Consider the following 26,535-nt stretch of genomic DNA (forward strand, 5'->3'; position numbering starts at 1 on the left):
ACGCCGACCACCCGCTGGTACTGACCGAGGTACCGGCGGTGATGGTCGGCTTCGGGACGCCTCGGGCCACCCGTCCCGCAGTTCCCCCGAGATCCGTGAGGCCCTGACGCCATGATCATCGAAGCCCGCCCCAGCGGCGGCGTACTCGCACCCGACCTGCTGAACTCGATGGACGCCTACTGGCGGGCGGCCAACTACCTGTCCGTCGGCCAGCTCTACCTCTACGACAACCCGCTGCTCAAGCGGCCGTTGGAGCTGTCCGACGTCAAACCGCTGATCGTGGGGCACTGGGGGACCACGCCGGGGCAGAACTTCGTCTACGTGCACCTGAACCGGGTGATCAAGAAGTACGACCTGGACATGTTCTACGTCGCCGGGCCGGGCCACGGCGGTCCGGCGCTGGTGGGCAACACCTACCTGGAGGGCTCCTACAGCGAGGTCTACCCGGACGTCAGCCGGGACGAGGCCGGGATGAAGCGGCTGTTCACCCAGTTCTCCTTCCCCGGCGGCATCTCCAGCCATGTCGCGCCGACCACGCCCGGCTCCATCCACGAGGGCGGCGAACTGGGCTACTCCCTCAGCCACTCGTTCGGCGCCGCCTTCGACAATCCGGACCTGGTGGTGGCCTGCGTGGTCGGCGACGGGGAGGCCGAGACCGGGCCGCTGGCGACCGCCTGGCAGTCCACCAAGTTCCTCAACCCGGTCAGCGACGGAGCGGTGCTGCCGATCCTGCACCTGAACGGCTACAAGATCAGCAATCCGACCGTGCTCGCCCGGATCGAGGAGCAGGAGCTGGAGCAGTTCTTCTCCGGCTGCGGCTGGGAGCCCCTCATCGTCTCCGGCTCCGATCCCGAGGCGATGCACCAGCTCATGGCCGCCGCCCTGGACACCGCCGTCGACCGGATCAAGGAGATCCAGGAGCACGCCCGCACCAGCGGCGACAGCTCCCGGCCGCGCTGGCCGATGATCGTCCTGCGCTCGCCCAAGGGCTGGACCGGACCGAGGACCGTGGGCGGCCTCCCGGTTGAGGGGACGTTCCGCTCGCACCAGGTGCCGCTGCTGGTGGACGCCGAACACCCGGGCAACGTGGCCCAGTTGGAAGCGTGGATGCGCAGCTACCGGCCGCAGGAGCTGTTCGGCCAGGACGGCGCGCTGATCCCCGAGCTGGCCGCGCTGGCGCCCGTCGGCGACCGGCGGATGGGCGCCAATCCGCACACCAACGGCGGGGCGCTGCTGCGCGACCTGCGGATGCCGGACTTCCGCCTGCACGCCGTGGACGTCACCGCCCCCGGAGCGGTCGAGGCCCAGGACACCCTCGTCCTCGGCAGCTTCCTGCGGGACGTGGTGGCCCTCAACGAGCGGCAGCGCAACTTCCGCCTCTTCGGCCCCGACGAGACCCTGTCCAACTTCCTGGGCGCCGTCTTCGAGGTGACGGGTCGTCAGTGGCTGGGCTCGACGCTGCCCGACGACGAGTTCTTGGCCCCCTCCGGGCGGGTGCTGGACTCCATGCTGAGTGAGCACCAGTGCGAAGGCTGGCTGGAGGGCTACTTGCTGACGGGTCGTCACGGCCTGTTCAACTGCTACGAGGCGTTCATTCACATCGTGGACTCCATGTTCAACCAGCATGCCAAGTGGCTGAAGGTCACCAAGGCGCTGCCCTGGCGGCGCGACATCGCCTCGCTCAACTACCTGCTCACCTCGCACGTGTGGCAGCAGGACCACAACGGCTTCACCCACCAGGACCCGGGGTTCCTGGACCACGTCGTCAACAAGAAGGCCGACGTCGTCCGGGTGTACCTGCCGCCGGACGCCAACACCCTGCTCTCGGTGATGGACCACTGCCTGCGCAGCCGCAACTACGTCAACGTCGTGGTGGCCGGCAAGCGGGCGATGCCGCAGTGGCTGTCGATGGACGACGCGGTGGTGCACTGCACCGAGGGCGCCGGGATCTGGCAGTGGGCCAGCAACGACCAGGGCGCGGAACCGGACGTGGTGCTGGCCTGCGCCGGGGACACCCCCACGCTGGAGGTGCTCGGAGCGGTCTCCATCCTGCGCGAGCACCTGCCCGAACTGAAAGTCCGGGTGGTCAACGTGGTGGACCTGATGAAACTCCAGCCGGAGACCGAGCACCCGCATGGCCTCAGCGACGCCGACTACGACTCGCTGTTCACCAAGGACAAGCACATCATCTTCGCCTTCCACGGCTACCCTTGGCTCATCCACCGCCTCACCTACGCCCGCACCAACCGCAACCTGCACGTACGCGGCTACAACGAAGAGGGCACCATCACCACCGCCTTCGACATGCGGGTGCAGAACCGGCTGGACCGCTTCCACCTGGTGATGGACGTCATCGACCGGGTGCCGCAGATCGGCGCCCGGGGCGACTACCTCAAGCAGCAGATGCAGGACAGGCTCGTCGAGCACAGCCGCTACATCGACGTCCACGGCCGGGACCTGCCCGAGATCCGCGACTGGAGCTGGGGCGCGCCCGCGTGACCCGGTGACCGCCGGCGCCCGGCGATCACCGGGCGCACGGTGGGAAGGGGCTCACTCGGGCTCGCCGAGCCGCGCGGTGATCCGGGCCAGGGCGTCCAGCCGCTGCTGGAGGCTGGGGTGGGTGGCGAAGAGGTTGGACAGGCTGCGCTCGCGGCCCAGGGTGGGGGCGAAGAAGAAGGCGTTGAACGTCTGCGCGGTGCGCAGGTCCCGGCTGGGGATCCGGGCGATGTCGGCGCTGACCTTGACCAGTGCCGAGGCCAGCGCCGAAGGGCGGCCGGTGAGCTGGGCGGCGGCGCGGTCGGCGGCCAGCTCGCGGTAGCGGGACAGGGTGCGGATGAGCAGGAAGCTGATCGAGTACACGGTGACAGCTGCCCCCATGACCGCCGCGAAGACCACCGCCGCCTGCGGTCCGGCCCGCCTGCCCAGACCGGAGAACAGGGCGAAGCGGGCGACCAGCCCGGCCACCACGCCGAGGAACGAGGCGACGGTGATCACCGCGACGTCGCGGTGGGCGATGTGCGACAGCTCGTGCGCCAGGACCCCTTCCAACTCCTCCGGCTCCAGCCGGTCCAGCAGGCCGGTGGTGACGCACAGGACCGCGTGGTCGGGGTTGCGGCCGGTGGCGAAGGCGTTGGGCAGGGCACTGTCGGCCACGGCGATCCGCGGCTTGGCCATGTCGGCTGCGGCGCACAGCCGGTCCAGGGCCCCGTGCAGATGCGGCTGCTGGTCGGGGGAGACCTCGGTGGCGCGCATGGCGAACAGCGCGATCCGGTCCGAGTACCAGTACTGCGCGGCCAGCAGCCCGCCGATGACGACCACGACCAGCACCGCCGACTTGAGCAGCAGCACCAGCGCGGCGATGAACACCATGTAGAGCAGGCCGAGCAGGAAGACGACGGTCACCATGCGTACCGTCAGCTGCCGGTCGGGTGCGAAGCGCGAACGCACGGCACTCACCTCCCCACCCGGGCCGGGTCCGGCGCGGCCGGCCCCTGGGCGAGTCCGGTGCGGATCCGGGCGAGTTCCGCCGCGACGCCGTCGGCGTCACCGCGCTCCCCGCTCGGCCCGGGAGCGGCCTCGGCGGCGGCCCGACCGGCCCCGGTGGTCTCCTTGCGGCTTCGGAAGGCGGCGATCTGCGCCTGCAACCGGTGTGACGCACGGGTCGGCCGCTGTTCCTCGGTCTGCGGCGGACCGCCGCGGCCGGTGTTCGCCCCGACCGTGAACAGTGCCGCGATGCGGCGGGTGAGTGTCATTGCCGGCTCACCTCCCTCTCTCCAGTACCACGTCGGCCTTGCGACGGCGTCGCCGATGGCTGCGCGGGCAGCGCGAAGCTCCCGCACGGGGTACACCTCCAGCATCCCTCGTCGGCGGCCGATCCGGCAGGGGCCGAACGTCCCCTGATCCCGGGACGTGAACGGGACTCCGCGTCCAGCCCCCTGCGCCTGCGTGCCGGAGTAGGGTGGAGCCACCGAGGGCACTTCGCATGCGGTCGTTGAGACCGCGTCGTCCCCGGGGATCGACAGCGCCGGGCGGGAGACCGCCCGGGGTCAGGTTCATCTGATGACCACCGTACTCACCACTCCGCCCCCGGCAGTGGAACTCGCACCGCCGCTGCGCCTGTCCCTCACCCCCTCCTCCAAGGAGCGGTGCCGTCTGGACGGGGTCTGGTGGCCGCACTCGCGCGATCTGCAGGTGGAGCTCCCCTCCCTGCTGGCCGAGGCGGACCACCGTTGGGGCCGCATCACCCATGCGACGGTCAACCGGCACCTGTGGCCCTCGATCCCCTACGAGGTCCGCACCGGAACGCACGCGGTCCGGCTGGGCTGGTACGACGCCGAGCAGGACCCGTACGAGATCACCCTGCTCTCCTACAACATCAACCGTTGGGACCTCCTGGTCCTGCCGCCGGAGACCGAACCCGGTGAGGCGCGCCGCATCATGGCGTCCGCCTCCCTGGCCGGGAACCTCCTGTCGCCCAGCGCGGTGGCCGATCCCGGTTCCACCAACCGCTGGGGCGCGGCCCGTTGGGACGCCACCGCCCCCCGTGACTGGCAGGCCGAGGCAGCCGAGTCGGAGCCCTTGTCAACGCCCGCTGACGGCATCGCCGTTGGCGCCATCCGGTAACAGCTCGACAACTGCCGCGATCGACAGCGAAAACGGCGGAGATCCCGTCCACATCCGTGGGGATCCCCGCCGTTCGCCGCCGGCGGTTCAGTGCTTGAAGATGTCCTTGACCTTCTCACCGGCCTGCTTGGCGTCACTCTTGATCTGGTCGCCCTTGCCCTCGGCTTCCAGGCGCTCGTTGCCGACCGCCTTGCCAGCCGTCTCCTTGACCTTGCCCTTGGCCTTCTCGCCGATGTTGGCGGCCTTGTCACCGGTGCTCATGCTGGTCTCCTCACGTTCCCGGGCGGTCATCGCCCTGGGCCACGCCTACCCCGTTCCGGGCCGGTAACCATCCGAATGTCCACTCAGGCCCGGGCTGCTTCCTGAGCGGCCTTCGCGGTCAGCACGTCCTCGACCTCGGCGAGCTGCTCCTGCATGGCGCCGACCTTGTCGTTCAAGTCGCTCTCGTGCTTGTTCAGGGCCTGCAGCTGGATGCCGTGGAAGCTGGCGATGGCCAGCACCGCCTGGCTGTTGCGCAGCAGCTCGCTCATCAGCGCCTCGATCAACTGTTCGGCGTGCTCGTTGGTGGCGTAGTCGTGCTCGGCCATGACCCGGTCGCGCTGGGCGGAGCGGTTCTGGGAGAGCAGCAGCACCGGACCGGTATAGGCGGCCTGGACACTGAACAGCAGGTTCAGCAGAACGAAGGGGTAGCTGTCCCACCTGAGGATCAGGCCGGTCAGGTTCAGCCCGATCCAGAGGGCGACCAGCACGCTCTGGATGATCAGGAAGCGCCAGGAGCCGATGTGTCCGGCGATGTCGTCCGCCAGCCGCTCGCCGCGGGTGCGCTCCTCGTGCAGTTGCCGCGAGATCGGGTGCTGCCGTGGTGTCAGCGACTCGTCCTGGGCGGGGGCGGGTTCGACGGCAGGCGGCGCAGCTGTGGTGGTGGGCATGGCGACTCCAGTCGCTTGGGACCGGACCGCCGGCGGTGTCGGGGCCACGGCCATGAGTGCGGACCCCGACGGGCTCACGGACGCCTGCCCGCACCGGCGGAACCGGAAGACCGACAAAGGTAAGCATTTGATGAGGAAGTGTCCGCCGGTGAGCGGGGGCGGACGCCTGGGGCATGATCACCGGGGTGAAGACATCCCCCGACAGTTCCGTACACGACCTGGATGCCGGTGACGGCCCCGCCCGCAGGCGTCCGCGCAGGCTGCGGGACGTCTCCCCGACGCGCCGGGGGCTGGTGCTGGCGTGGTGGGCGTTCACCGTGACCTTCGGCGGCCTGCGGCTGCTGACCTGGTTGATCCACGTCAATGCCTCCGGGGTGGGAAACGTCTCCGCGGGCGGGGTGCACATCCACCACTACGTCTGGGGCATCCTGCTGCTGATGATCGTCGGGGCCTGCGGGCTGGTCGAGCGCTCGCCGCGCTGGCACCTGTGGATGGGGCTGGCCTACGGCGTCGGCATGGCCCTGGTGATCGACGAGACCGCGAACCTGATCGACCTGAAGGACGTGTACTGGGACAAGGCCGGCTGGACCAGCATCGCCGCCGCGCTCCTGATCATCGCGGTCGCCGGAAGCCTGCTGGCCCTGACCCACCGGGACCGCGAGACGTCCAAGAAGGTCTCCTGATCCGTCCCGGCCTTTCCGGCGTCCGCAGCGGTTCCGATCAGGGCCGCGTGTTCATCCGGGCGGCGAAGATGATGATGTCGTCCTCCTGGTCGTTGCCGAAGGTCTCCAGCAGAGCGGTGCAGAGGGCATCGGGCTCGGCGGGCCCGTCGGCCACGGCGCGCCTGAGCGTGTCGAGGCGATCGACGATGTCGCTTGTACGGGTTTCGATCAGTCCGTCGGTGATCATCACCAGACGTCCGCCGGGGGCGATGGCATGGGCGGTGGCTGTCGGCTGAGGCAGCCCCAAGCCCAGCAGCGGCCCGTGGCCGCGCAGCTGGGTCGCCTCCCCGTCGGGGCTGACCAGCAGCGGCGGCAGGTGCCCGCCGTTGGCCAGGTGGATGCGGTCGTTGCCGGGTTCCAGCAGGGCGATGCACACGGTCGCCGTCCAGCCGGGCTGGTGTTGGACCAGGAGGTGGTCCAGACGCTCCAGCAGCGTGTGCGGGGGGTGGCCCTCGGCGGCGTAGGCGCGCAGGGCGTGGCGCAGCTCGCCCATGACGACGGCGGCCTGGAGCGAGTGGCCGGCCACGTCGCCGACCGCCAGCAGCAGACCGGCCGGGGTGTGGACGGCCTCGTAGAAGTCGCCGCCGATCTCGGTCTGGGAGGCGGAGGCCAGGTACCGCACGGCCAGTTCCACGCCGGGGGTGTCCGGCAGCCGGTCAGGGAGAAAGGTGCGCTGGAGGGTGAGCGCGAGCTTGTGCTCCTCGTCGTAGAGGGCGACGACGCCGCGGTTGGTCTCCTCCAGCTCGGCGGTGAGTTCGGCGTACATGGCGATGACGCCCTCGTTGGTCTCCTGCAGCTCCTCGTTGAGGCGTTCCAGCTCGTCGCGCTGGGAGTGGGACTCCTCCAGGGCTGCGATCAGGTCCCGGGTCTGGGCCTGCAGGTCGTCGATGGCGCTGGCGGCAGGAGACGCCCCGCGCAGGGCGGTGCGCAGCGCCTCGGCGCCGCCCCTGGGCGGGGCCGGCAGCGGACAGGGGATCTCGACCCGTCCGCCGGGACCGGCCGCGGTGCGGGCCCCGGCCGAGGGGCGGTAGAGCGTCGCGGGCACCAGGCGGGTGACGGCGTCCAGCGACTCCGGGCTGGGCACCCGGGCGTCGTTCCAGGCCAGCTCCACCCACAGGGTCGGCACGCCGCCCTCCTCCAGCGCGAAGGCCGCCGTCATCGGATCGGTCCGCAGCAGGTCCCGGCCCAGTTCGCTGACGACGGTCGCCAGGCGGACCTGGTCGCGGGCCTCCATCCCGGCCGCTTCCGCCGCGGTCTTGGCCTGGCGGCGCAGGGCGAAGACGTCCTTCTCCGAGCTGACCGCCACGGACAGCAGGGGACGCCTGGCGCCCGCGTCGCCGACGCGGTGCGCGTGCGGGGCGCCGCTGCTCACCACAACCCCCCGGAGACCACCGCACTCGCCTCGTCGGGGCGGAGGCCGGCCCGTACCGGTGCGGCGACGGCCGGCGCCGCCTCACCTGGGTGCTCGCACTCCGGCACCGGAGCCGGTGATGGTGATGCGCTCATCTGGACCACTTGGTGATCGTGATGGTGGTGCCCCGGCCGGGGGCGGTGTCCAGGGCGAAGTCGTCGACCAGGCGCCGGGAGCCGGACAGGCCCAGCCCCATGCCGCTGCCGGACGTCCAGCCGTCGGTCATCGCCAGGTCGATGTCCGCGATGCCGGGCCCCTGGTCGGCGAAGACCACCCGTACGCCGCGCCGACCGCCCTCGTCCACGAGTGCGGCGGACATGGTGCCGCCGCCGCCGTAGACCAGGGTGTTGCGGGCCAGCTCGCTGGCGGCGGTGATCAGCTTGGTCTGCTCCACCAGCGACAGCCGGCACTCCTGGGCCAGGGCCCGGACCGCCTGCCTGGCCTGGACCACCCCGCTGTTCGCAGTGATCTCCAGCACGTCGGGCCCCGCCGAGCCGGTCACGGAGCGGCAGACAGCGTCGGGGAGGTCTCTCCGGAGGAGGCGTCAGGGCCGCTGGTCGCCGAGACGTGGCTGCGGTTGAGGAACTGCAGGCCCTTCTCCAGGGTCAGCGCCGTCCGCACGCCGCCCAGGGACAGGCCCAGCTCGACCAGGGTGATGGCCACCGCCGGGCGCATGCCCACCACCACCGTCCTCGCGTCCAGCAGCCGGGAGATCGAGGCGATCGTGGCCAGCATGCGGCCCACGAAGGAGTCCACGATCTCCACGGCGGTGATGTCGATGACCACCCCGTGCGCGCCGGTCTCCACCACGCGCGCCGCCAGGTCGTCCTGCAGCAGCATCACCGCCTGGTCGTCCAGGTCCGTCTGGATCGAGACCAGCAACACCTGGCCGACACGCAGGACCGGTACTCGCTCGCTCACCGGCCCAGCCCTCCGACCGTACCGGCGTCCCGCGCGGTGCCCGAGCGCCTGAGCGCGTGGCGCAGGGCGTCGGCGAGGGTCGCCTTGGTGGCGATGTCGCCGAAGTCGATGCCCAGGGCGACGATGGTCTGCGCGATCTGCGGGCGGATGCCGGAGATGGTGCACTCGGCGCCCATCAGCCGGGCCGCGACGACGGTCTTGAGCAGGTGCTGGGCGACCTGGGTGTCCACCGCGGGGACGCCGGTGATGTCGATGATGGCCTGCTCGGAGCCGGTGTCGATCAACGCCTGCAACAGCTTCTCCATCACCACCATGGTGCGGGCCGAGTCCAGGGTGCCCACCAGCGGGACGCCGATCACCCCGTCCCACAGCTTCACCACCGGCGTCGACAGCTCCAGCAGCTGCTCGGCCTGGGCGCTGATCAGCTCCTCCCGGGCGCGGGTGTACACCTCGACGGTGTACAGGCCCAGCGCGTCCAGCAGCCGCGACAGCTGCAGGTACGCCGAGACGTCCCCGTCGGCGCTGTCGCCTGCCAGGGCCGGCTCCAGCACTGTCTTGAGCGCGAACACGCTCACCGCGGTCTCGGTGGGCGTGAACCCCTGCCGCGCCCGGGCCCGGGACAGCTCCGTCAGCAGCGCGCGAACCTCGGCGAACGCCTCACCGTGCGCGTCCGGATCCCCCTGCCCCAACGCCGCGAGCAGGGCGGCGTACAGCTCCCGCAGCTCACGATCGACCTCCGCCCGACTCACCCGGCCGCCGAGGGAGCCCGTGACCTGCGACACCCACGCGGAGGCCAGATCCTCACCGCTGACCGACAGCAACTGCACCAAACGTTCCGCAACGCCGCTACCGGCCACAACACACGTCCCTATGAAGAGATGATCCCGTTCCCGTGAACCCTAGGCCATGCGGAGGCACCCGCCGACGTTCTCCCGCTGTCCGGCCACCGCCGAGCGGGTGCACGGGCCGCTCCGGCCGCAGTTCGGCGACGCACGGAAGCACCGATGATCGGCCCTGCCGTCATCCGGCGGGGACGCACGGGGTCAGCGAGGCGCGCCCAGGACGCAGAACTCGTGGCCCTCCGGATCGGCCAGGCACCTCCACGGGACGTCGCCCTGGCCGAGGTCGAGGTCGGTGGCGCCGAGGGCCCGCAGCCGGGCGACCTCCGCCTCCTGATCGTCACCGGGGTACGGCAGCAGGTCGAGGTGGAGGCGGTCCGGCACGGTCTTCACGCCGGGCTTGCGGAGGAACTCGAGATACGGGCCGACGCCCTTGGCGGAGCGCAGCACCGCGCTGTCGTCGGTCACCCCGTGCAGGGTCCAGTCCGTCGCCCCGCCCCAGAACCGGGCCATGGCCCGCGGATCCACGCAGTCCACCACCACCGCGGCGATCGGGCCGGTGTCCCGGTAGACCTCCCGGGGCTCCAGCACACAGAACTCGTTGCCCTCCGGGTCGGCGAGGACCGTCCACGGCACGTCGCCCTGACCCACATCGGCGGGCGTCGCACCGAGAGTCCGCAGGCGCGCGACCAGCTCCGCCTGATGGGCTGCGGAGGTGGTGGCGAGGTCGAGGTGCACACGGTTCTTCGTGCTCGTCTTGGGCTCCGGGACGGCAACGACATCGATGCAGACGGCAACCGGGTCCGGCCAGACGAAGCCGTCGGCGGGCTCGACGTTGGTCACGCCGGGGCCCTCGCTGGAAACACCCCAGCCGAGCGCCTCCGCCCAGAACCCGCCAACCGCCGCGTCGTCAAGAGCCTTGATGTTCACCTGAACAGGTCGCAGTGCCATGCCGATGATCCTACGCACCCGCGCGGCGCCCAGGCGCGCTTTGCCGCGCCCCGAGGGTGCCCTGCCGTGCCCTGCCCGTGCGCGAGGGCTGGTGGCGGCGGTGGGCATGGTACACCTCCGTGGTGGGCGAGTTGCGCATTTCGCATGCCGCTGTATCCGGCATCGGGCCGCTGACGCGCTGCCCGGTGCCGGGCAGACGGGGCGGACCGGCCGGGGTAGCCTCGGAGGGATGGTGGTCAACCTTCCCGGCGTACCCGGGCTCGACGCGGTCCGGCAGCGGCTGGGCACCGAACTGTTCGCCCGGGTCGCGGGACCGGACGGGCCGGCCAACCGCTCCCGGATCCACGACACGCCCGGCCCTCGCTGGTTCGGGCCCGACCGGCCCATCCGCGTGGTGCACGGCGACGCCTCGATGTTCGTCGGCGGGCTGCGCGCCCTGCTGCTCCAGTCGCTGCACCCGCTCGCCATGGCCGCCGTGGCCGCGCACTCCGGCTACCGGGGCGACCCGTGGGGACGCCTCCAGCGCACGAGCACCTTCCTCGCCGTGACGACGTTCGGCACCGCCGACGACGCCCAGCACGCAGTCGACCGGGTACGAGCCGTCCACGAACAGGTCCGCGGCGAGACGCAGGCCGGCGAGCCCTACCACGCGTCCGACCCGCACCTCCTGGGCTGGGTCCACGCCGCCGAGGTGGACAGCTTCCTCCGCGCTCACCAGCGCTACGGCGCCAAGCCGCTGGACGCCGCCGGCTGCGACGGCTACGTCGCCGACGCCGCCCGGATCGCCACCGCCCTGGGCGTCCCCGACCCGCCCCGCACCCGCGCCGAACTCGCCGCCCGCCTCGACGCCTACCGCCCCGAACTGCGCTCCACCCCCGAGGCCCGCGCGGCGGCCCGCTTCATCCTGCTCAGCCCTCCGCTGCCCTGGCCCGCCCGCGGCCCCTACGCCGTCCTGGCCGCCAGCGCCGTCTCCCTGCTGCCGCCCTGGTCCCGCCCCAGCTCCGCCTGCCCTACCTCCCGCTCACCGAGAACACCGCCGTCCGCCTGGCCGGCCACGGCCTCACCCGAGCCATCCGCTGGGCCATGACACCCCCCGCCACCCGGCCCGCGGCGTGATTGGAGACCCGTTGGGCTCGTTCGATGTGCTGCTGGACGACGAACGCACTCAGCTCGACGCATTCGTCGAGGAGTACCGCAGCGCCATGGATGTGACCTCGACCGCGCGGCGTTGACCTTCCTTCGTGAAGTCACCCGGGGGCGAGAACTACTACCGGCCGCGTGAGTAGTGCCCAGCGCCTGCCAGCGGTCACGCAAACCCTGATTCACGTCCCGAAACTGCGCCGTGCCTTGGAGGACATCGGTGCTGCCCCCCAGATGGTCGATGACCTCACCGGTGACCTCCCCGGCGGATGCAAGGACACTCCCGGCGAGATCCGGCGGCTTCGCTGCACCGTCCTGCTCACGCAACTCGCTGGCCGAACGGATTCGATACCGCCATCGACCCCCAGTAACAACGTGACTCAGCGGATTGATGTTCTATTGACTCTCTGTTGAAGCGGGCCCTTGCTCACGGCCGGTGCTGTGAGCGGGGTCCTGCTGCGCAGTTGCCGTCCCTGGGTCGATACGGTGCTGCGGATGCTCACCGCAGTCGTGCAACGGACCGGGCTGCTCGGCCCAGGGATGGGAGCAGCTTTCCCGCACGCAACGGTGGGGCGTCGCTCTGATCAGTGCAGGGTGGTGGGCTCGGTGTGCGCTGGGTTCTGCGGCTGGTCCGCTGGAGGCGAGGGCGATGAGTGTGTCGAGCGCAGTTTCGAGGGCACGGGGGTCGCGGTGGGTCTGCGCGAGGAGCAGGCCCCCTGGAGCACGGCGAGGAGGGTGACAGCGAGGTCGTCCGGGTCGTGGATCAGCCGGGCGGCAGCGTCCACGATCCTGGCCCGGGTGCGCGCCCCCTTCGCGAAGAGTGGGTTGTGCAACCCGGTTCGGGTGAGTGGAGAGAGGTCCCTCATGATCCTTGTCACCACGGCCGGGAAGGTCGGCTCCGAAGCGGTGCGCCTTTCACGCGGCAGCAGATGCCGGGACTCTGGGCCTGCCCGCGACCACCCCGCCGGCGCTGACGACGTTCACCATGAGCAGCCACGTCATCGGCTACGCCCGGATGACGGTCAACGCCCGCCGTTGACCGCGTGCCCAGTGCCGCGCGGATGACAGGGACTCCGCGGCGCCGCCGCGTTGGAGACGGGGTGGCGGGGCGTACGAGGCCTGCCGTTGACGGATCGCTGCTCGTGCGGCCCTGGTGCGCCGGGGTGGGCTTGCGAAGCCGTCACCTCGATCCCGGAACGTATGACGTAGCCCGCAGATGACGTTGTTCGGCCGCCGTGGTTCGCCGCGGTCGGCTGGCTGCTGCCCCGTCGACCACGGCGGCTGCCGAGCACCGGTGAGCATCGAGGGATGCGTGTACGTGTCACAGGGGCAACTGGCTATGTGGGACGGGCTGTTGCGATTGCCCTGGCCCGGGCGGGGCATGAGGTCACTGCCCTGACACGGGATCCCGGCTCGGACAGGGCCAGGACACTGGGAGACGTCGGTGTCCGGCCGCTGTGCGGGCGTCTCGCGGACCGTGGTGCGCTGAGCGAAGTGCTCGCCGGTGCGGATGCCGTGGTCCACACCGCCTTCGACCCGGCCGACCCCGACGGCACCAATCGCTCTCTGTTCCGAGCCCTCGCCGATGCCGGCAGCCGACAGCATCTGGTGTACACGAGCGGCTGCTCGGCCTACGGAAAGCACGAACACACGCTGTTGACGCCTCAGACCCCCGTAGACAACGGCAACGCCCGTGCTCGTCTGGAAGCCGAACTGCGGGGTGCGCGACTGCCCCACACGGTACTGCGGCCGGGGATGGTGCACGGCGGCGACGCACGCAGTTCGATTGTCGGCGACTGGTTCAGCGAGGCCCGGTCTACCGGGCCGGTGCACAGGGGACGGCGTGACAAGGTGTGGTCCTGGATTCACGTCGAGGACCTGGCGCGGGCGTATGCGGCCGTGCTGTGCGCGCCGCAGGACCACGAGGGGCGCACCTACCTGCTGGCCGACTCGCATCCCGCGGCCCCGCTGGTGGTCGTTGAGGCCGCTGCCCGGGCGGCCGGCAGCAGGGGACTTTGTGGGGCCATCCTGTGAAGCTCGTGTGCACAGGATTGATTGTCATGAGCGCGACGATCTAGCGTCGCCGGTAGCTGCTCCGAACGAGGGGCTATCGGCTGACCCGCCGTCGGCCTCCGCGAGCAGCCTGGCCCAGGACTTACCACATCCATGGACCGGCCTGAACCCCCACACGGCACAGGAGCACCCGCTTTGCGTACCTCTACCAGATCCGCTGTCCGCCGCACCACCATGGCCCTCACCGCCGCGGCCGCGCTGAGCGTCTCCGGGGTCGGAGCCGCCTCCGCTCAGGCGGAGTCGTCGCCGATGGCGCACCACCGGTTGACGTTCACCCGCGACTGCGCCCGGCCCGCTAAGGTCGGATACATGGCCTGCGACGCGCTTCGGGTCACCGGCGGCACGGTCCGAGCCAAGGCCCACGGCGTCGTGTCCCCACACGCGAGCGCCCAGGCATCGGTCTCGGGCTACGGCCCCGCCGACATCCAGAGCGCCTACAACCTCGCTTCGGCCGCCGCTGCAAACGGATCCGGCGAGACGGTGGCGATCGTCGACGCTCAGGACGACCCCAACGCGGAGTCGGACCTGGCCACCTATCGAAGCGAGTTCGGGCTGCCCGCCTGCACCAGCGCCGGCGGCTGCTTCACCAAGGTGGACGAGAACGGCGGCACCAGCTACCCCTCGCCGGACTCGGGCTGGGCCGGGGAGATCTCGCTCGACCTGGACATGGTCAGCGCCACCTGCCCGAACTGCGACATCCTGCTGGTCGAGGCCAACTCGGCCAGCATGGATGACCTGGGTACGGCGGTGAACACCGCGGTGTCGATGGGCGCTGACTTCGTGTCCAACAGCTATGGCGGCTCGGAGTCCTCGACCGACACCAGCTACGACAGCGAGTACTTCAACCACCCGGGTGTCGCCATCACCGCCTCTGCCGGCGACGGCGGTTACGGCGTGGAGTACCCCGCCGCCTCGCCCTACGTCACCGCCGTTGGCGGCACCTCGCTGGCCACCGCGTCCAACACCCGCGGCTGGACCGAGAGCGTGTGGTCCACCAGCAGCACCGAGGGCACAGGCTCGGGTTGCTCCGCCTATGAGCCCAAGCCGAGCTGGCAGACGGACAGCGGCTGCTCCAACCGCACCGTGGCCGATGTCTCCGCGGTCGCCGACCCGGCCACCGGTGTCGCCGTCTACGACACCTACGGTGCTTCGGGCTGGCAGGTCTATGGCGGAACGAGTGCCGCCTCGCCGATCATCGCCGGCGTCTACGCGCTCGCCGGGGCGCCTGGTTCGAACACCACCCCTGCTTCGGACCTGTACGCGGACACGTCCGGGCTGTACGACGTGACCAGCGGTTCCAACGGCAGTTGCACCCCTGCCTACCTGTGCACCGCCCAGTCCGGCTACGACGGACCGACCGGCCTGGGGACGCCTGACGGCACCGCGGCCTTCACCGGCTGACACACGACCACCGGGACGACACCGGGCGGACCGCGGAGTGCTCCCAAGCCTCGGCGGTCCGCCTTCCCCATCCACACCCCGAACTGAGCACCCGCGGCCTCCAGGTGCTCGTCCACCGCACCGCAGCAGGTGACGCCGTCGGCCACCCCGTCATAGGTGATCAGATCTATGGTGTCCCCAACCGGGCAACGGATGAGGAGAATTGCCCGGTTGCGATCAGGTCTCCGCGTCTGGACTCCGCCCCGGGTACGAGGGATGTCGCGGACGCACTGGCGGTCAGTATGCCTGGATGGCGCGAACAGATCGACGCGTTGGGTCCGATGCCCTCCGCCGGCTCCGGCGCGAGGCGCCGCCCCACCCTGCGGGCGGCCGGTTCGCCCGTCACTCGTGTGCGACCCGGCCGCCGAAGAAGACCTGGGTGTCGGTGATCTTCCCCTGCCGCACGGTGCTGAGCTCGACGTTGCGATAGCGCTCACCCGTCACCAGTTCATACTCGTAGACGATGAGCACGCCGTCCCCGCACGCCGGGACGGCGTCCAGGATTCGCTGCGTGCGAAAGCGGTCCGCGGTGGGGAAGCAGCGCTCGAAGAACGCCGCCCTGTCGATCCGATCGTCCTGCGGGCTGGTGAATGTGTAGTCCGGCGCAATCAACCGTTCCGCAGTCGCCCGGTCCTGGGCGATGTAGCTCTCCAGACACAGCCGAACGACGTCGACGTTCGTCATTGCGATCACTCCTCCGGCCTGCGGGCAACACCCAGGCTCTCGCGATTTGTCACCTCGACGCTCCTCCAGGTACGAGGAGCCGGCAACCGGCGGCACTTGGGCCGTCGACAGCGGGACGTCGCCGCCAGGGGCACCCTCTGCGCAGCGGAGCGACCTCCCCCGGGCGAGGGGCGACCGGGGTGATCGCACGGCCCCGCCCGCCCGGACAGGGGACCATCGTGCGGTGCAGCCCGGGGCGCGGCCAGCGGGCGCGGCCGTCGGTGACGCGCAGCGCCTCGGTGAGGGTCTGCGGTTCGTTGCGGCCGAAGCGGCGCCGCGCCCTCCCGTCGGCGCAATGAGCTGAGAGAGGCTGCCGATCGCCCCGTCCGCGCGTTCGTGGAGTTAGCGGTCGAGTTTGAGCAGGCTTCCGGGCTTGTGCCGGTGCAGTCGGAAGATATCTTCCAGCGAAGCGATCAGGCTCCGCCATCCGTCCGTGCAGGAGGGCGTTGGCGGCATCGGGGTCGACCAGGACCGCGAGCAGGGGCTGCTCCAGGTGGGCTCAGGCGTCGCGCACCAGCACGGGATCAGCCGGAAGCTGGTCGGTAGGGATGAGTTCTGCGGCTTCCATGTGCTGCTGCGGCCTGATGGGGCGGCTGTTGTGGTGCAGAGAATTCGACTACGTCCACACGGGTGGGAACCACGGCCCCGCGCATTGCCCGGTCAGAGTTCGGCGAGAGGCCCCGTCAGTGATAGCAGCAACGAAGCGGCGTTGCGTGCGGTTGGAGGAGTGCGTCGGCGGCACGTCCCGCCGGGAGTTTGGCCTGGTGCAGAGTCCAGATGAATCCTTCCGGCTCTCCAAGGATGACACCGTCGCCTCGGTCACGGCAGCCCACCGGGTAGCCCGCGCGGCCCGGACCGCGCACGCTTCGCTGGGTCTACCTGCAAGTTCTGTGGGAGCTGGCCCACCCTTGCGGACACGCCGACATCCAGTACGGCACTGCTGCCTCGGTGGGCGCCGGGCAGCAGCGGGGGAGCGGCGAGGGGCGGTCGCTGGGGCCTACGAGTCCTGCTGCTGGTTGTAGATCTCCTTGCCGGAGGCGTCGTAGGCGTGGACGTAGGGGCTCGGGGACATGACGGGGGCACTGGGCCCGGTCGTGCCGGTGGAGGCCGCCGCTGTGTAGAAGAACGCGCCGCCCGCCATGACCGCCGGGTACTGCGTCGGGTCGTCGCCGTAGCTGATGGTGATCCGGGCGACGTCCGAGGTGTAGTGCCCGGCGCCCAGCATGAGGTACTGGCCCTGCCCCGCAGGCCCGCTGACGGAGTCGAAGTACTCGATGGTGTGGCCGGCGCCCCACAGGCGGTTGTTGATGAACGTCGCCGGGGAGTCCTGGCTGGTGCCCTGGTCGCCCTTGGTCTCGCACTGCACGTACTGGTCGGCGGAGTTGACCGCGATCACCGCGCCGTCCCAGTCCTGCGAGGCGACCGGGGTGCGGACGGCGATCACCGCGTGGTAGTCCGCGGCGGCCGAGCCCAGGCAGGAGGCCAGGATCTTGGTGACGGTCCCGGCGTCGATCGGGGTCGTCGTCTCGCTGGTGATCGTGAAGGCGCCGGGGGCGGAGCTCCCCCGGGTCGCGGACGACCCTGTGCCGCTTCCGGCCGGGGAGGCCGAGGCGTGGCCGGGGCTCACGCTCGGGCCCGGGGAGGCGGTGGCGCTCACCGGGCTTCCGGTGCCGAGCGGGGTGACGGCGGCCACGTGCCCGGCGGCGCCCTCGCCGCCGAACAGAACCACAGCCGTGACGCTCACTGCCGCGACGCCGGCGGCGACGCTCAGCGGGAGGCCCCACCTGCGTCTTACCGAGGCACGCTGGTCCTCCGGATCGATCTTCATGAGCAGCTCCTCTCGGATCCGCCGGTGGTTCGGCAGATCACGATCGGGGGGAGCTGCGGGAAGGCCCTGCATGTCATTCACCGTGCCACCTCCTCCGTGTTGACGGTTTTCGTGGGACTGAACGGAGCCGGAACCGGCGATCCGCCGACCAGGTCGGCTCCCAACCGCCGCCGCGCCCGGTGCAGTCGGGACTTCACGGTTCCGACGGCCACCCCCAGCGCCACCGCGGCCGCCTGCTGGTCCAGGCCCGACCACACGCAGAGCTCGACGACCTCGCGTTCGTGGCGCGGCAGCCGGGCCAGTGCCCGGTGCAGCTCCGACATCCGGCGCTCGTCGTCTACCCGGCCGGCCACGCGGTCCGCGTGGTCGCCCACCGGCTCGTCATGCGCGATGAGCCGGTGCAGCAGCGCCTCGGCCCGCCGCAGCCGCCGCCGGGTGTTCGACAGCAGATGGTCGGAGATGCCGAGCAGCCACGGCAGGGCCGAGTCGCGGTGCAGCACGGTCTCCGACCGCCGACGCCAGGCGTGCATGAACACGGTCGACGTCAGGTCCTCGGCCTCGGACCAGTTGGCCGTCCGCCGGAACGCGTGGTTGTAGACGGACTTCGCATGACGGTCGAAGATCCGACCGAATGCCTCCCGGTCGCCGTCGACCGCCCGCGCCCACAGCTCCCGGTCGGATATCTCTCCGATCGGGACAGCGCGTTCAGCGTCGTTCAGTTCCATGCCCTACCTGTGTCCGGCAACCCGCCACAGGTTCCCAGGATCCGAAACAAGTCTCACCGGGGGGTGCCTGCCGCACCCGCAGGCAGCCGTCACCACGGGATGTACATGTGCGCAAACAGGAGATGCAGCAGCGCAGTGAGAAGCGCCACGACCAGTACGAGGCTCACCTGAGCCAGGAATACGCCCACTGCGACGCACCGCCACCGCCGAAGCGCCGGACCGCGCCACCTGGTCACAGCGGCGCCGACTCCAGCCCCCATGATCGTTATGAACAGAAGCCCGAATCCGTTGCCGGACGTCTCGGTCATGATCACGGCATCCATCACGGCCGTCAGGACGCTGCACAGGAGGAGGCCGAGCACGTCGGCCTTCCACGACCACTTCTGCGCCAGGCGCATGTCACCCCCCGCAAAGACCATCCACGTGGAAGCACGAACCTACCCCAACGGCTCACCATGGGTCTGTTGGAAGCAAGGGAGATGGCGACGTTGCATGGCGGCGAACTTGTATGGCGGCGATGTCGCCGAGGCCACGGCCAGGCGCGTGCCGGCCGGCGCCTCTCAGGCGGCCCGCGGCGGTGTTGAGACGGTGCGCAGGAAGAACGCGTCGATGCTGTGCACGGCGTTCATGAAGTCATCGAGGGCGACAGGCTTGGTGACGTAGGCGTTGGCATGGCGGCCGTAGGCGGTTTCGATGTCTCCCGGGGTGCTGGAGGTGGACAGCACGACGACGGGAATGGTGCGCAGTGCGTCGTCGTTCTTCAGGACGTCCAGGAACTCGTGGCCGTTCATGCGGGGCATGTTGAGGTCGAGGACGATCAGGTCCGGGTGCGGCGTGCCGAGGGTGCGCAAGTGCTGCAGGGCGGCAATGCCGTCCACGGCCTGCACGACGTTGCGGGGCGCACCCTGGTCCTGCAGCGCGTCCTGGATCAGGAAGGCGTCGGCTTCGTCGTCCTCGACGAGCAGGATGTCGCGGGCGTGGGCGGAAGCCATGGGGTCAGCTCTCCTCGGAGGTTCGGCCCGCGTGCCGCTCCAGCACGTCGGGGAAGCGCTTACGAGCGCCTTGCCTGGTCATCTCCAGGGCAGCACCCAAATCCGTGTAGCCGGCCCCGGCTGCGGCTGCGGCCCGGGCCAACTGGTCGGCCAGCCGGGCGGCGGCCCGCTGCAGGTGCAGCACGGCGTGCAGTTCGGCCAGCGCCTGGCACTCGTCCCTGGGGACCGTGTCGAGCGGACGGAACGCACGATCCGCCAACCGCCGTGCCGTGTCCAGGACGACGGCGTCGGCGAGTTCGGCTATCTCCTGTTCGGTCAGCGCGACCTCGAAGTGAATACCGGGCACGGGATCACGCTAGCGCCTCTGCCCTGTTCGTGACAACCAAAGTTGTCACGCATGTAGAGTACTGGCCGCGCCGCGGCATGCATCATGCCGACACAGGTTCCGATACCCGCTCGAGGAATGCCATGCCACAGCAAGACGCACTCCCCACCGTCGGCTGGTCGACCCGGCAGTGGCTGGCGCTCGGTATCGGTACCGCCGTCGGCCTGCTGGCGGTTCTGTCGGCAGTCGCGGTGTGGACCCTGCAGCACAGTACGGACGTCTCCAACCGCCTGGTCGACCAGACCTCGCCGGCGCTGGTGGCCGCCGTCCAACTGGAAGCCGCGATGATCAACCAGGAGACCGGTACCCGCGGATACGGCCTCACCGGGCAGGCCGACTTCCTCCAGCCCTACACCGAAGGACTGAGCCAGGAGCAGACCGCCGTCCGGCAGTTGCGCAGCCTGGCCGCCGGCCCCCAGGGCCGCTCGGATCTCGCCCTGGTCCTGGACCGTGCGGCCCTGTGGCAGCAGCGCGTCGCGGCCCCCATCGCCGCCTCCCCGCCGGGCACGCCGCCGCTCATAGCGGCCCAGCGCGCCGACGAGGGCAAGGAGCTCTTCGACTCGCTGCGCACGGCGATGACCGACCAGCAGACCCACCTGGAGCAGGCACGTTCCCATGACAGGGCTGACCTGGGTCACGTCCGCGCCCTGCGCAACCGCATCTTCTCCGCCATCGGCGCCATCCTGCTGCTGAACTTCCTGCTCGTCTTCGAAGGGCTTCGCCGGGGCGTCACCATGCCGCTGGCCGCGCTTCGCCGCGACACCCGCCAGGTGACCGCCGGTGATTTCGGCCACCCGGTCAACCCCACCGGCCCGTCCGACCTACGAGCCCTGGCCGCCGACGTCGAGTCGATGCGTCTGCGCCTGCTGCAGGAACTGCGTGCCAGCGACCACGCCCGCGCCCTGCTCGACACCCAGGCCACCGAACTCCAACGCTCCAACGGCGAGCTGGAGCAGTTCGCCTACGTCGCCTCACACGACCTGCAGGAGCCGTTGCGCAAAATCGCCAGCTTCTGCCAACTCCTGCAACGCCGCTACGGCGGCCAGTTGGACGCCAAGGCGGACCAGTACATCGCCTACGCCGTCGACGGCGCCGAGCGGATGCAGAAGCTCATCACCGACCTGCTCACCTTCTCCCGTGTCGGCCGGGTCAACACCGAGATCACGCAGGTGGATCTGGAGGACAGCCTCAGCCGGGCCCTCGACAACCTCGAGGTCACGATCTCCGAGACCGCAGCCGAGATCACCCACGACCCGCTGCCCACGGTGGCCGGGGATCCCACCCTGCTCACCCTGCTGTTGCAGAACCTCGTCAGCAACGCCGTCAAGTTCCGATCCCCGCAGCGCCCGCCGCGCGTCCACCTGTCGGCCGAGCGCGACGGCGGCGTCTGGCGGCTGGCGGTCACTGACAACGGCATCGGTATCGGGCCTGAGTTCGCCGAACGGGTGTTCCTGATCTTCCAGCGCCTGCACACCAAGGACGCCTACCCGGGCAGTGGCATCGGACTGGCCATGTGCCGCAAGATCGTCGAATTCCACGGCGGAACCATTCGTACGGACACCGCGCCCCGCGACGGCACCCGGATGGAGTTCACCCTGCCCGCCGCCGACTGACCTTGCGTGCCCGGGCGACATCCTTTCCGATGTCTGCGGCCTGGTACGCGGCAGCGCCGGCACCGCGCTCGTCGGCAGCCACGTCAAGGCCACCGAGTGGATCGCCGAGCACCACCGGCTGGGCATCGACGAGTTCATCCTCTCCGGCCACCCGCACGTCGAAGAGGCCCGTGGTGGTGGAAAGGCCGCTGGCCGGATCGGCGGCGGGCATGTTGATGTGGTCAGGTCTGGTGGTAGAGGAGGAGGGCGACGTCGTCCTCGTGCCGGCCCCGATCGAGCAGCAGGGTGCAGAGATGGTCCACGACGGCGTCGGGGATGCTGGAGGGTGTGGCGGCGAGTGCCGCCTCGGCGCGGTGGATTCCGGTGTCGATGATCTCGTGGCGGCGTTCGACGAGCCCGTCGGTGTAGAGCAGGAGGTGGGATCCGGTCGGGAGCGTGGTGGTGGTCTCGGGCCGTCTGCGGTTGGTGACGACGCCCAGTGGCACGGATTGGGCGTCGTCGAGGCGTCGGACGGTGCTGTCGGGGTGGCGCAGCAGCGCGGGGAGGTGTCCTGCGCTGCTGTAGCGCAGGGTCTGGGCGGTGGGGTCGATGACGGCGCAGAACGCGGTGGTGCAGTAGGCGTCGGGGAGCAGGGCGGCGAAGCGGTCCATGGCGTCCAGTACGTGGGCTGGGCCGCTGTTCTCCAGGAGGAGCGCACGGGCGGCGCTGCGCAGTTGGCCCATGGTGGTGGCGGCGGGCAGGCCTCGGCCGACGACGTCGCCGACGACGATTCCGTAGCGGTGTCCGGGGAGTTCGAGGACGTCGTACCAGTCGCCGCCGACTTCCAGGGAGGAGCTGGCGGGTTCGTACCGGACTGCGAATCCGGGCGGCAGATCGGCGGGTCCCAGGATGGCGCGTTGGAGGGCCAGGGCGACTTGCCGCTGCTCGTCACTGGCCCTGGCTCGACTCAGCGCACGTTGGAGGTGACCGGTGAGCTGTACGAGCAGGGTGCGGTCGGCGACGGAGAACGGGCGGGGAGTGGCGAACTCGAGCCAGAGCATGGCCTGGTCGCCCCCGTCGAACAGTGGTGCTCCGACGGTGGACACGAAGGTGTCGGTGTCCGATGGGCCGTGGCCGGTGGTGTTCGCGTCGGTGAACATGCGCCCCTGCCGGGCATCGTCCATGGCGCTGGAGGGCGGCAGGTCAGTGCCTGTCGGGATGGTGGGGCCGGTGCACGCGACGGCGGACACGGCGACGGGGGTGTGCTGAGGTGTTTCGTGCCAGCGCAGCACGGTTGCGCGCTCGGCCTGCCAGCAGTCACGCAGTTCGGCCAGGCCTACGCTCAGGACGGTGGCGCTGTCGTCGATGCCGGTGAGCAGGTCGGCCAGGCGTGAGATGGCGGCGTCGCGCTCGGCGGTCAGGTGGGCGGCGGTGACGTCGCGCAGGGTGCCGACCACGAGTTGTCCGGTGCCGGTGTGGTCGCGCAGCGAGTCCAGGGCGACGTCCACCCACAGGCGGCGCCCGTCGCGGTGGCGCAGCGGTAGGACGAAGCGGCCGCGCCCTTGGGCGCGCACGACGTCCAGGGCAGCGTCGACCAGCGCGTAGCCGTCCGGGTCCTGGTCGGGTGTGGGCCACCAGGGGTGCGGGACCGGCCAGGGCAGCTGCGGGGCCTCATAGCCCAGGAGGCGGGTGAAGCCGTCGTTGATCTCGATGATCGCCAGGGTCTGGTCGGCGACGAAGAAGCCGTCCTGCATGGCGTTGACCAGGGCGGTGCGCCAGGCGGACTCGTGGTTGCGCAGCCGGGCCAGGTCCAGGTTGGAGCGGACCCTGGCCAGGAGGTCCGCCGATGAGAACGGTTTGGCGAGGTAGTCGTCGGCGCCTGCGGCCAGGCCTTCGGCCGCCGCTTCCTGGCCGGCGCGTGCGGAGAGGAAGACCACCGGTGTGCGAGCAGTGGCAGGGTCGGCGCGCAGGGCGCGCAGGAGGGCGAACCCGTCCAGGCCCGGCATCATGACATCGGCCAGGATCAGGTCGGGGCGCCGTTCCCGGGCCAGGCGCAGGGCTTGGTGGCCGTCGGTCGCCGAGGTGACGGAGTATTCGGGAGTCAGGAGGGCTTGCAGGTAGTTCCGTAGGTCCGCGTTGTCCTCGGCGACCAGCACGGTGCCCGCCCGGGGCGGAGCGGGGGCTTTCCGCAGATCGGCGTCGTCGGCATCGCTGACGGGCGCGCTCCATTGGAGGGCTTCGGCGAGGTAGTCCTGGACTACGCCGTGGCCGAGTTCGACCTGGGGGGCCTGCTGGGCGGTGCGGGCGGGCAGGCGAAGGGTCAGCGTCGTGCCGTGGCCCGGCCGACTGTCCGCCAGTGCCACACCGCCGTGCAGCGCGGCCAGTTCCTGGACGAGGGCAAGCCCGATGCCCGAACCCTCGTGGGAGCGACCACCGGCCCCCCGTACCTGGCGGAAGCGTGCGAAGATGTGGGGCAGTTCGTGGGGGGCGATGCCGATTCCGGTGTCCGCAACCGTGAGTTCAACGGTGTCCGCGGTGATCAGCAGGCTGAGCCGGATCTCTCCTCGGAGGGTGAACTTGACCGCGTTGGACAAGAGGTTCAACACGATCCGTTCCCACATGCCCGGGTCGATCAGGAGCGCGGGGGAGTCGGTGGGGCAGTCGACGGTGAACCCGAGCTGTGCCCGTTCGACGGCCGGGGCGAAGGACTGGGCGATACCGCGGGTCAACGCCCCGAGGTCGACGGCGACAGGCTCGCTGTGCAGCCGCCCGTCTTCGATGCGGCTGAAGTCGAGCAGGGTGTCGACCTGACGCCGCAATCGTCCTGCGTTTCGGTGGATGATCTCCAATCGCCGGCGCTGGGCGTCTGCGAGGGGGTGGCGTTCGTCAGCCAGGGCGTCGCCGGCCGGTCCGGCGATCAAGGTCAGTGGGGTCCGCAGTTCGTGGCTGACGCTGGTGAAGAACTTGGTCTTGGCGAGGTTCAGCTCGGCCAGTTCTTCGGCGCGGCGCAACTGGGCGGCCCGGGCTCTGGCGTCGCTGATCGCGGCGGTGAGATGGTTGGCGGCCAGGTTCAGATATTCCTGGTAGGCGTCGTCCAGGGCCAGGTGCGCGTTGGTGCCCAGGACCACGACGCCATGGGGGCGATCGCTGCCGGTGGCCGACAGGGGCAGCGCCACGGCTGTGTCCACCGTCGCCGGCCCGGCGGCCTCCGGCACGGGCAGCACGTGCTCGCGCAGCGTGGATCCCATGCCTGAGCGTGTCTGCGGTCTGTTCGCGGCAAGAGCCTGCCAGATCCAGCCTGCCTCCGTATCCGCATCCGCATCTGCCTCCGTGGGCGCGGATACTGCCGGGGGAAGGTGCGGCATCTGCGCGGTCAGCGGCTCCGAGAGCCCGAACCAGGAGACCGCGCGGGCTGTGGCACCGTCGTCGTCGAGCAGGTAGACCACCCCGAAAGGCGCATCCTCACGGTGGGAGGACAGCACGTCTGTTGTGGCAGCGCATGCCTGTTCCACCTCGGAGGTCTGGGCAGAACGGGCCTGGCCCAGCTCGCGCAGGGTACCCAGTCGGCGCGTGCCGAGCACCTGGGTCGTGGTCTCGGTGACAACGGTGAACACTCCGCCCACCCCGCCGTCGGCCAGCGGGATCGCACTGTAGGCGAAGGTGAAGTAGACCGTCTCGTCGAAACCATGTCGTTGCAGCACCAGCGGCAGGTCCTGGTGGTAGGTCGACTCGCCGTGCTCCAGGACGTTGGAGAGCATCCCGCCGACCACGGGCCACGCATCGGACCACACCTGAGCGCAGGGCTGCCCCAGAGCCGGATGCTTGGCGCCCAGGATCGGTACGAAGGCGTCGTTGTAGACCATCGCCAACTCCGGGCCCCACATCACGAGCATCGGGAAGGGCGAGTTCAGGCACACCCCCACAGCAGTACGCAGCTCTGCGGACCAGTCCTGCACCGGACCGAGGACGGTCTGCGACCACGGCGTCCGCTCCATCAGGGCATTCAGCTCACTGCCCTGGTCCGCGGCCAGCAGGCCGGGCGGAAGCAGCCGCGCGCGGCTACCGGACGTCGTCGGCTTCGTCAAGGCCCATGCCTCCATTCTCGCATCGATCGCTTCGTCGCAGACCTCCCGGAGCGGGCCGACCGGGCCGGCGTCGGTCGGCAACCGAATCCCTGCGCCTAGCCCCCGAAGCGATGCGCTGCCGAACGGGCGTCCTCCAGGGTGGGGTACAGGTGCAGGATCGCATCGACGCTGATCAGTTGGAACAGCCGTGCCACCACCGGGGAGGGTGCGGCGATCCGCAGATCGGTGCGCTGATGGATCAGCATGACCAGGCGCAGGAACGAGGAGTCGCTGAAGGTGACGGCGCTGGCATCCAGGATCACGACCGGGTGCTGTGCGGCGGCGGCTTCGAGTTCAGCGGTCAGCGGCCCCAAGGTGTCCCCGTCCAGATCACCCTGCGCAGCGATGACGGGGTAGGAGGAGGTGCGAGGACCGTCGTCGGTAGCCATGCTGTCGATTATGTCGGACAACCCTGTACCCACTCGCCGGGAGACCCCGGGTCCAGCTCCGGCAGCGGTGACGCGCGACATCCTCACCCCTGACGTCGGCAGGCTACGATGCATTCACGTCCGCGCCCGCCTTCAGTGCCGCCGCCTGGGCAGGGAACCAACCAGGGACAGACAGAGGGGGCGGGGTCACGCGTGGAACTCAAGCGGAACAGAACCCCCATCCCGGCCCACTCCACCCTCCGCCTGGACGGTCAGGAGGGATCCGCATCCATTGCCCGAGCGCACGCCGGCGACTTCCTCACGGGCCCCTGCGATCCTCCGCTGACCTCGGCCCGGATCGCCGACGCCCTGATCCTGATCAGTGAGCTGGTCACCAATGCCGCCCGCCACGCGCCGGGGCCCTGCGTCCTGGACATGGTCTACGACGGGACCGCCCTCTTCATCGCTGTCAGCGACACCAGCGCCAGCCTGCCCCGCCCCCGCCCCGGAGACCTTCACACAGGCACCGGTGGCTTCGGCTGGAACCTGCTCAGCAGCCTGACCATGGACATCCACATCACCCGATACACGGCCGGCTGGAAGACCATCGTCACCACCCTGGCCGCCCAGACGTCCTGACCTCAGCGCGCTCGGCCCGGCGGGAAACAGAGGGCGCACGGGATCAGCGCCGCTCTACTGCGCCGTGACGCCGCGGCGTTCCCCCAACTGCTGCCAACGTCGGGCCGCTT

Annotated in this window: 25 protein-coding genes and 2 pseudogenes; 9 read left to right on the forward strand and 18 right to left on the reverse strand. The window is 70.4% G+C overall.

The features are described 5' to 3' along the window. The first annotated feature begins 111 nt into the window (after positions 1-111). Positions 112-2,499, forward strand: a complete 2,388-nt coding sequence (locus GXW83_RS17385; RefSeq protein WP_182443968.1) for a phosphoketolase — start codon at positions 112-114, stop codon at positions 2,497-2,499. 51 nt (positions 2,500-2,550) lie between these two features. Here GXW83_RS17385 and htpX read toward each other — a convergent pair whose 3' ends face one another. Both htpX and GXW83_RS17395 read right to left on the reverse strand, forming a co-directional pair. Beyond that, on the reverse strand, positions 2,551-3,447 hold the full coding sequence (htpX, locus tag GXW83_RS17390) for a zinc metalloprotease HtpX (protein WP_182443969.1): 897 nt from the start codon (positions 3,445-3,447) through the stop codon (positions 2,551-2,553). A gap of 5 nt (positions 3,448-3,452) precedes the next feature. Further along, positions 3,453-3,752, reverse strand: coding sequence for a hypothetical protein (locus GXW83_RS17395; protein WP_182443970.1), 300 nt, complete (start codon positions 3,750-3,752; stop codon positions 3,453-3,455). Positions 3,753-4,059: 307 nt separating this feature from the next. Here GXW83_RS17395 and GXW83_RS17400 point away from each other — a divergent pair, with 307 nt between their 5' ends. Then, positions 4,060-4,623, forward strand: a complete 564-nt coding sequence (locus GXW83_RS17400) for a DUF5994 family protein (RefSeq protein WP_182443971.1) — start codon at positions 4,060-4,062, stop codon at positions 4,621-4,623. An 87-nt stretch (positions 4,624-4,710) separates the two neighbouring features. On the opposite strand, the gene GXW83_RS17405 is transcribed toward GXW83_RS17400, so the two are convergent. Together GXW83_RS17405 and GXW83_RS17410 are read right to left on the reverse strand one after the other, a co-directional pair. Further along, on the reverse strand, positions 4,711-4,884 hold the full coding sequence (locus tag GXW83_RS17405) for a CsbD family protein (protein WP_182443972.1): 174 nt from the start codon (positions 4,882-4,884) through the stop codon (positions 4,711-4,713). 83 nt (positions 4,885-4,967) lie between these two features. Continuing rightward, the gene (locus GXW83_RS17410) at positions 4,968-5,552 is read right to left on the reverse strand and encodes a DUF1003 domain-containing protein (protein ID WP_182443973.1); all 585 of its coding nucleotides are present in this window, start codon (positions 5,550-5,552) and stop codon (positions 4,968-4,970) included. 185 nt (positions 5,553-5,737) lie between these two features. On the opposite strand from GXW83_RS17410, the gene GXW83_RS17415 reads away from it, so the two are divergent. Beyond that, a complete protein-coding gene (locus tag GXW83_RS17415) occupies positions 5,738-6,235 on the forward strand; it encodes a hypothetical protein (protein ID WP_225447057.1) in 498 nt (165 codons plus the stop codon). 37 nt (positions 6,236-6,272) lie between these two features. On the opposite strand, the gene GXW83_RS34130 is transcribed toward GXW83_RS17415, so the two are convergent. The 5 genes from GXW83_RS34130 to GXW83_RS17440 all read right to left on the reverse strand — a co-directional run bounded on the left by GXW83_RS34130 (position 6,273) and on the right by GXW83_RS17440 (position 10,396). Further along, positions 6,273-7,646 (reverse strand): PP2C family protein-serine/threonine phosphatase, encoded by a 1,374-nt coding sequence (locus GXW83_RS34130; protein WP_225447058.1) that lies wholly within the window; start codon positions 7,644-7,646, stop codon positions 6,273-6,275. A gap of 130 nt (positions 7,647-7,776) precedes the next feature. Continuing rightward, positions 7,777-8,163, reverse strand: coding sequence for an anti-sigma regulatory factor (locus GXW83_RS17425; RefSeq protein WP_370466723.1), 387 nt, complete (start codon positions 8,161-8,163; stop codon positions 7,777-7,779). Between the two features lie 20 nt (positions 8,164-8,183). Then, the gene (locus GXW83_RS17430; RefSeq protein ID WP_182443975.1) at positions 8,184-8,606 is read right to left on the reverse strand and encodes an STAS domain-containing protein; all 423 of its coding nucleotides are present in this window, start codon (positions 8,604-8,606) and stop codon (positions 8,184-8,186) included. After that, positions 8,603-9,433, reverse strand: coding sequence for an STAS domain-containing protein (locus GXW83_RS17435; protein WP_225447059.1), 831 nt, complete (start codon positions 9,431-9,433; stop codon positions 8,603-8,605). The genes GXW83_RS17430 and GXW83_RS17435 overlap by 4 nt, the downstream gene beginning before the upstream one ends. A 216-nt stretch (positions 9,434-9,649) precedes the next feature. Continuing rightward, entirely contained in the window at positions 9,650-10,396 is a 747-nt protein-coding gene (locus GXW83_RS17440) for a VOC family protein (protein WP_182443977.1), read from the reverse strand. Between the two features lie 229 nt (positions 10,397-10,625). Between GXW83_RS17440 and GXW83_RS17445 the strand changes: the two are divergent. After that, positions 10,626-11,512, forward strand: a pseudogene (locus GXW83_RS17445) (oxygenase MpaB family protein). 608 nt (positions 11,513-12,120) lie between these two features. On the opposite strand, the gene GXW83_RS17450 reads toward GXW83_RS17445, so the two are convergent. Beyond that, complete coding sequence (locus GXW83_RS17450; RefSeq protein ID WP_182443978.1) at positions 12,121-12,321, reverse strand: hypothetical protein; 201 nt, start codon at positions 12,319-12,321, stop codon at positions 12,121-12,123. Positions 12,322-12,844: 523 nt separating this feature from the next. Here GXW83_RS17450 and GXW83_RS17455 point away from each other — a divergent pair. Together GXW83_RS17455 and GXW83_RS17460 are read left to right on the forward strand one after the other, a co-directional pair. Then, complete coding sequence (locus tag GXW83_RS17455) at positions 12,845-13,570, forward strand: NAD(P)-dependent oxidoreductase (protein ID WP_182443979.1); 726 nt, start codon at positions 12,845-12,847, stop codon at positions 13,568-13,570. Between the two features lie 213 nt (positions 13,571-13,783). Beyond that, on the forward strand, positions 13,784-15,010 hold the full coding sequence (locus tag GXW83_RS17460) for a S53 family peptidase (protein WP_182447384.1): 1,227 nt from the start codon (positions 13,784-13,786) through the stop codon (positions 15,008-15,010). Between the two features lie 381 nt (positions 15,011-15,391). Here the strand turns inward: GXW83_RS17460 and GXW83_RS17465 are convergent, their stop codons facing one another. The 6 genes from GXW83_RS17465 to GXW83_RS17490 form a co-directional block, all read right to left on the reverse strand. Further along, positions 15,392-15,733 (reverse strand): nuclear transport factor 2 family protein, encoded by a 342-nt coding sequence (locus GXW83_RS17465; protein ID WP_182443980.1) that lies wholly within the window; start codon positions 15,731-15,733, stop codon positions 15,392-15,394. A gap of 1,036 nt (positions 15,734-16,769) precedes the next feature. After that, positions 16,770-17,600: a hypothetical protein gene (locus GXW83_RS17470; protein WP_182443981.1), complete on the reverse strand. Its 831-nt coding sequence runs from the start codon at positions 17,598-17,600 to the stop codon at positions 16,770-16,772. Between the two features lie 77 nt (positions 17,601-17,677). Continuing rightward, positions 17,678-18,325, reverse strand: a complete 648-nt coding sequence (locus tag GXW83_RS17475) for an RNA polymerase sigma factor (RefSeq protein WP_182443982.1) — start codon at positions 18,323-18,325, stop codon at positions 17,678-17,680. Between the two features lie 89 nt (positions 18,326-18,414). Then, on the reverse strand, positions 18,415-18,723 hold the full coding sequence (locus GXW83_RS17480; protein WP_182443983.1) for a hypothetical protein: 309 nt from the start codon (positions 18,721-18,723) through the stop codon (positions 18,415-18,417). A 162-nt stretch (positions 18,724-18,885) separates the two neighbouring features. Beyond that, positions 18,886-19,317, reverse strand: a complete 432-nt coding sequence (locus GXW83_RS17485; protein WP_182443984.1) for a response regulator — start codon at positions 19,315-19,317, stop codon at positions 18,886-18,888. Positions 19,318-19,321: 4 nt separating this feature from the next. Continuing rightward, positions 19,322-19,663, reverse strand: a complete 342-nt coding sequence (locus GXW83_RS17490) for a hypothetical protein (protein ID WP_182443985.1) — start codon at positions 19,661-19,663, stop codon at positions 19,322-19,324. A gap of 122 nt (positions 19,664-19,785) precedes the next feature. Here GXW83_RS17490 and GXW83_RS17495 point away from each other — a divergent pair, with 122 nt between their 5' ends. Both GXW83_RS17495 and GXW83_RS34135 read left to right on the forward strand, forming a co-directional pair. After that, positions 19,786-21,315, forward strand: a complete 1,530-nt coding sequence (locus GXW83_RS17495; protein ID WP_182443986.1) for an ATP-binding protein — start codon at positions 19,786-19,788, stop codon at positions 21,313-21,315. Positions 21,316-21,352: 37 nt separating this feature from the next. Then, positions 21,353-21,484, forward strand: a pseudogene (locus GXW83_RS34135) (alkanesulfonate monooxygenase); the annotation flags it as partial. 52 nt (positions 21,485-21,536) lie between these two features. On the opposite strand, the gene GXW83_RS17505 reads toward GXW83_RS34135, so the two are convergent. Together GXW83_RS17505 and GXW83_RS17510 are read right to left on the reverse strand one after the other, a co-directional pair. After that, entirely contained in the window at positions 21,537-25,379 is a 3,843-nt protein-coding gene (locus tag GXW83_RS17505; protein ID WP_182443988.1) for a SpoIIE family protein phosphatase, read from the reverse strand. Positions 25,380-25,474: 95 nt separating this feature from the next. Then, positions 25,475-25,807, reverse strand: coding sequence for an STAS domain-containing protein (locus GXW83_RS17510; RefSeq protein ID WP_182443989.1), 333 nt, complete (start codon positions 25,805-25,807; stop codon positions 25,475-25,477). Between the two features lie 192 nt (positions 25,808-25,999). Here GXW83_RS17510 and GXW83_RS17515 point away from each other — a divergent pair, with 192 nt between their 5' ends. Beyond that, positions 26,000-26,425, forward strand: coding sequence for an ATP-binding protein (locus GXW83_RS17515; RefSeq protein ID WP_182443990.1), 426 nt, complete (start codon positions 26,000-26,002; stop codon positions 26,423-26,425). Positions 26,426-26,535: the final 110 nt, after the last annotated feature.

Origin of the sequence: Streptacidiphilus sp. PB12-B1b, from assembly GCF_014084125.1 — a bacterium.
Lineage (GTDB): Bacteria > Actinomycetota > Actinomycetes > Streptomycetales > Streptomycetaceae > Streptacidiphilus.

Coding starts and splice junctions, on each gene's coding strand:
- GXW83_RS17385 (WP_182443968.1), top strand. CDS start 112: ATGATCATCGAAGCCCGCCCCAGCGGCGGCGTACTCGCACCCGACCTG.
- GXW83_RS17395 (WP_182443970.1), bottom strand. CDS start 3,752: ATGACACTCACCCGCCGCATCGCGGCACTGTTCACGGTCGGGGCGAAC.
- GXW83_RS17400 (WP_182443971.1), top strand. CDS start 4,060: ATGACCACCGTACTCACCACTCCGCCCCCGGCAGTGGAACTCGCACCG.
- GXW83_RS17405 (WP_182443972.1), bottom strand. CDS start 4,884: ATGAGCACCGGTGACAAGGCCGCCAACATCGGCGAGAAGGCCAAGGGC.
- GXW83_RS17410 (WP_182443973.1), bottom strand. CDS start 5,552: ATGCCCACCACCACAGCTGCGCCGCCTGCCGTCGAACCCGCCCCCGCC.
- GXW83_RS17440 (WP_182443977.1), bottom strand. CDS start 10,396: ATGGCACTGCGACCTGTTCAGGTGAACATCAAGGCTCTTGACGACGCG.
- GXW83_RS17455 (WP_182443979.1), top strand. CDS start 12,845: ATGCGTGTACGTGTCACAGGGGCAACTGGCTATGTGGGACGGGCTGTT.
- GXW83_RS17460 (WP_182447384.1), top strand. CDS start 13,784: ATGGCCCTCACCGCCGCGGCCGCGCTGAGCGTCTCCGGGGTCGGAGCC.
- GXW83_RS17465 (WP_182443980.1), bottom strand. CDS start 15,733: ATGACGAACGTCGACGTCGTTCGGCTGTGTCTGGAGAGCTACATCGCC.
- GXW83_RS17470 (WP_182443981.1), bottom strand. CDS start 17,600: ATGAAGATCGATCCGGAGGACCAGCGTGCCTCGGTAAGACGCAGGTGG.
- GXW83_RS17475 (WP_182443982.1), bottom strand. CDS start 18,325: ATGGAACTGAACGACGCTGAACGCGCTGTCCCGATCGGAGAGATATCC.
- GXW83_RS17480 (WP_182443983.1), bottom strand. CDS start 18,723: ATGCGCCTGGCGCAGAAGTGGTCGTGGAAGGCCGACGTGCTCGGCCTC.
- GXW83_RS17485 (WP_182443984.1), bottom strand. CDS start 19,317: ATGGCTTCCGCCCACGCCCGCGACATCCTGCTCGTCGAGGACGACGAA.
- GXW83_RS17495 (WP_182443986.1), top strand. CDS start 19,786: ATGCCACAGCAAGACGCACTCCCCACCGTCGGCTGGTCGACCCGGCAG.
- GXW83_RS17510 (WP_182443989.1), bottom strand. CDS start 25,807: ATGGCTACCGACGACGGTCCTCGCACCTCCTCCTACCCCGTCATCGCT.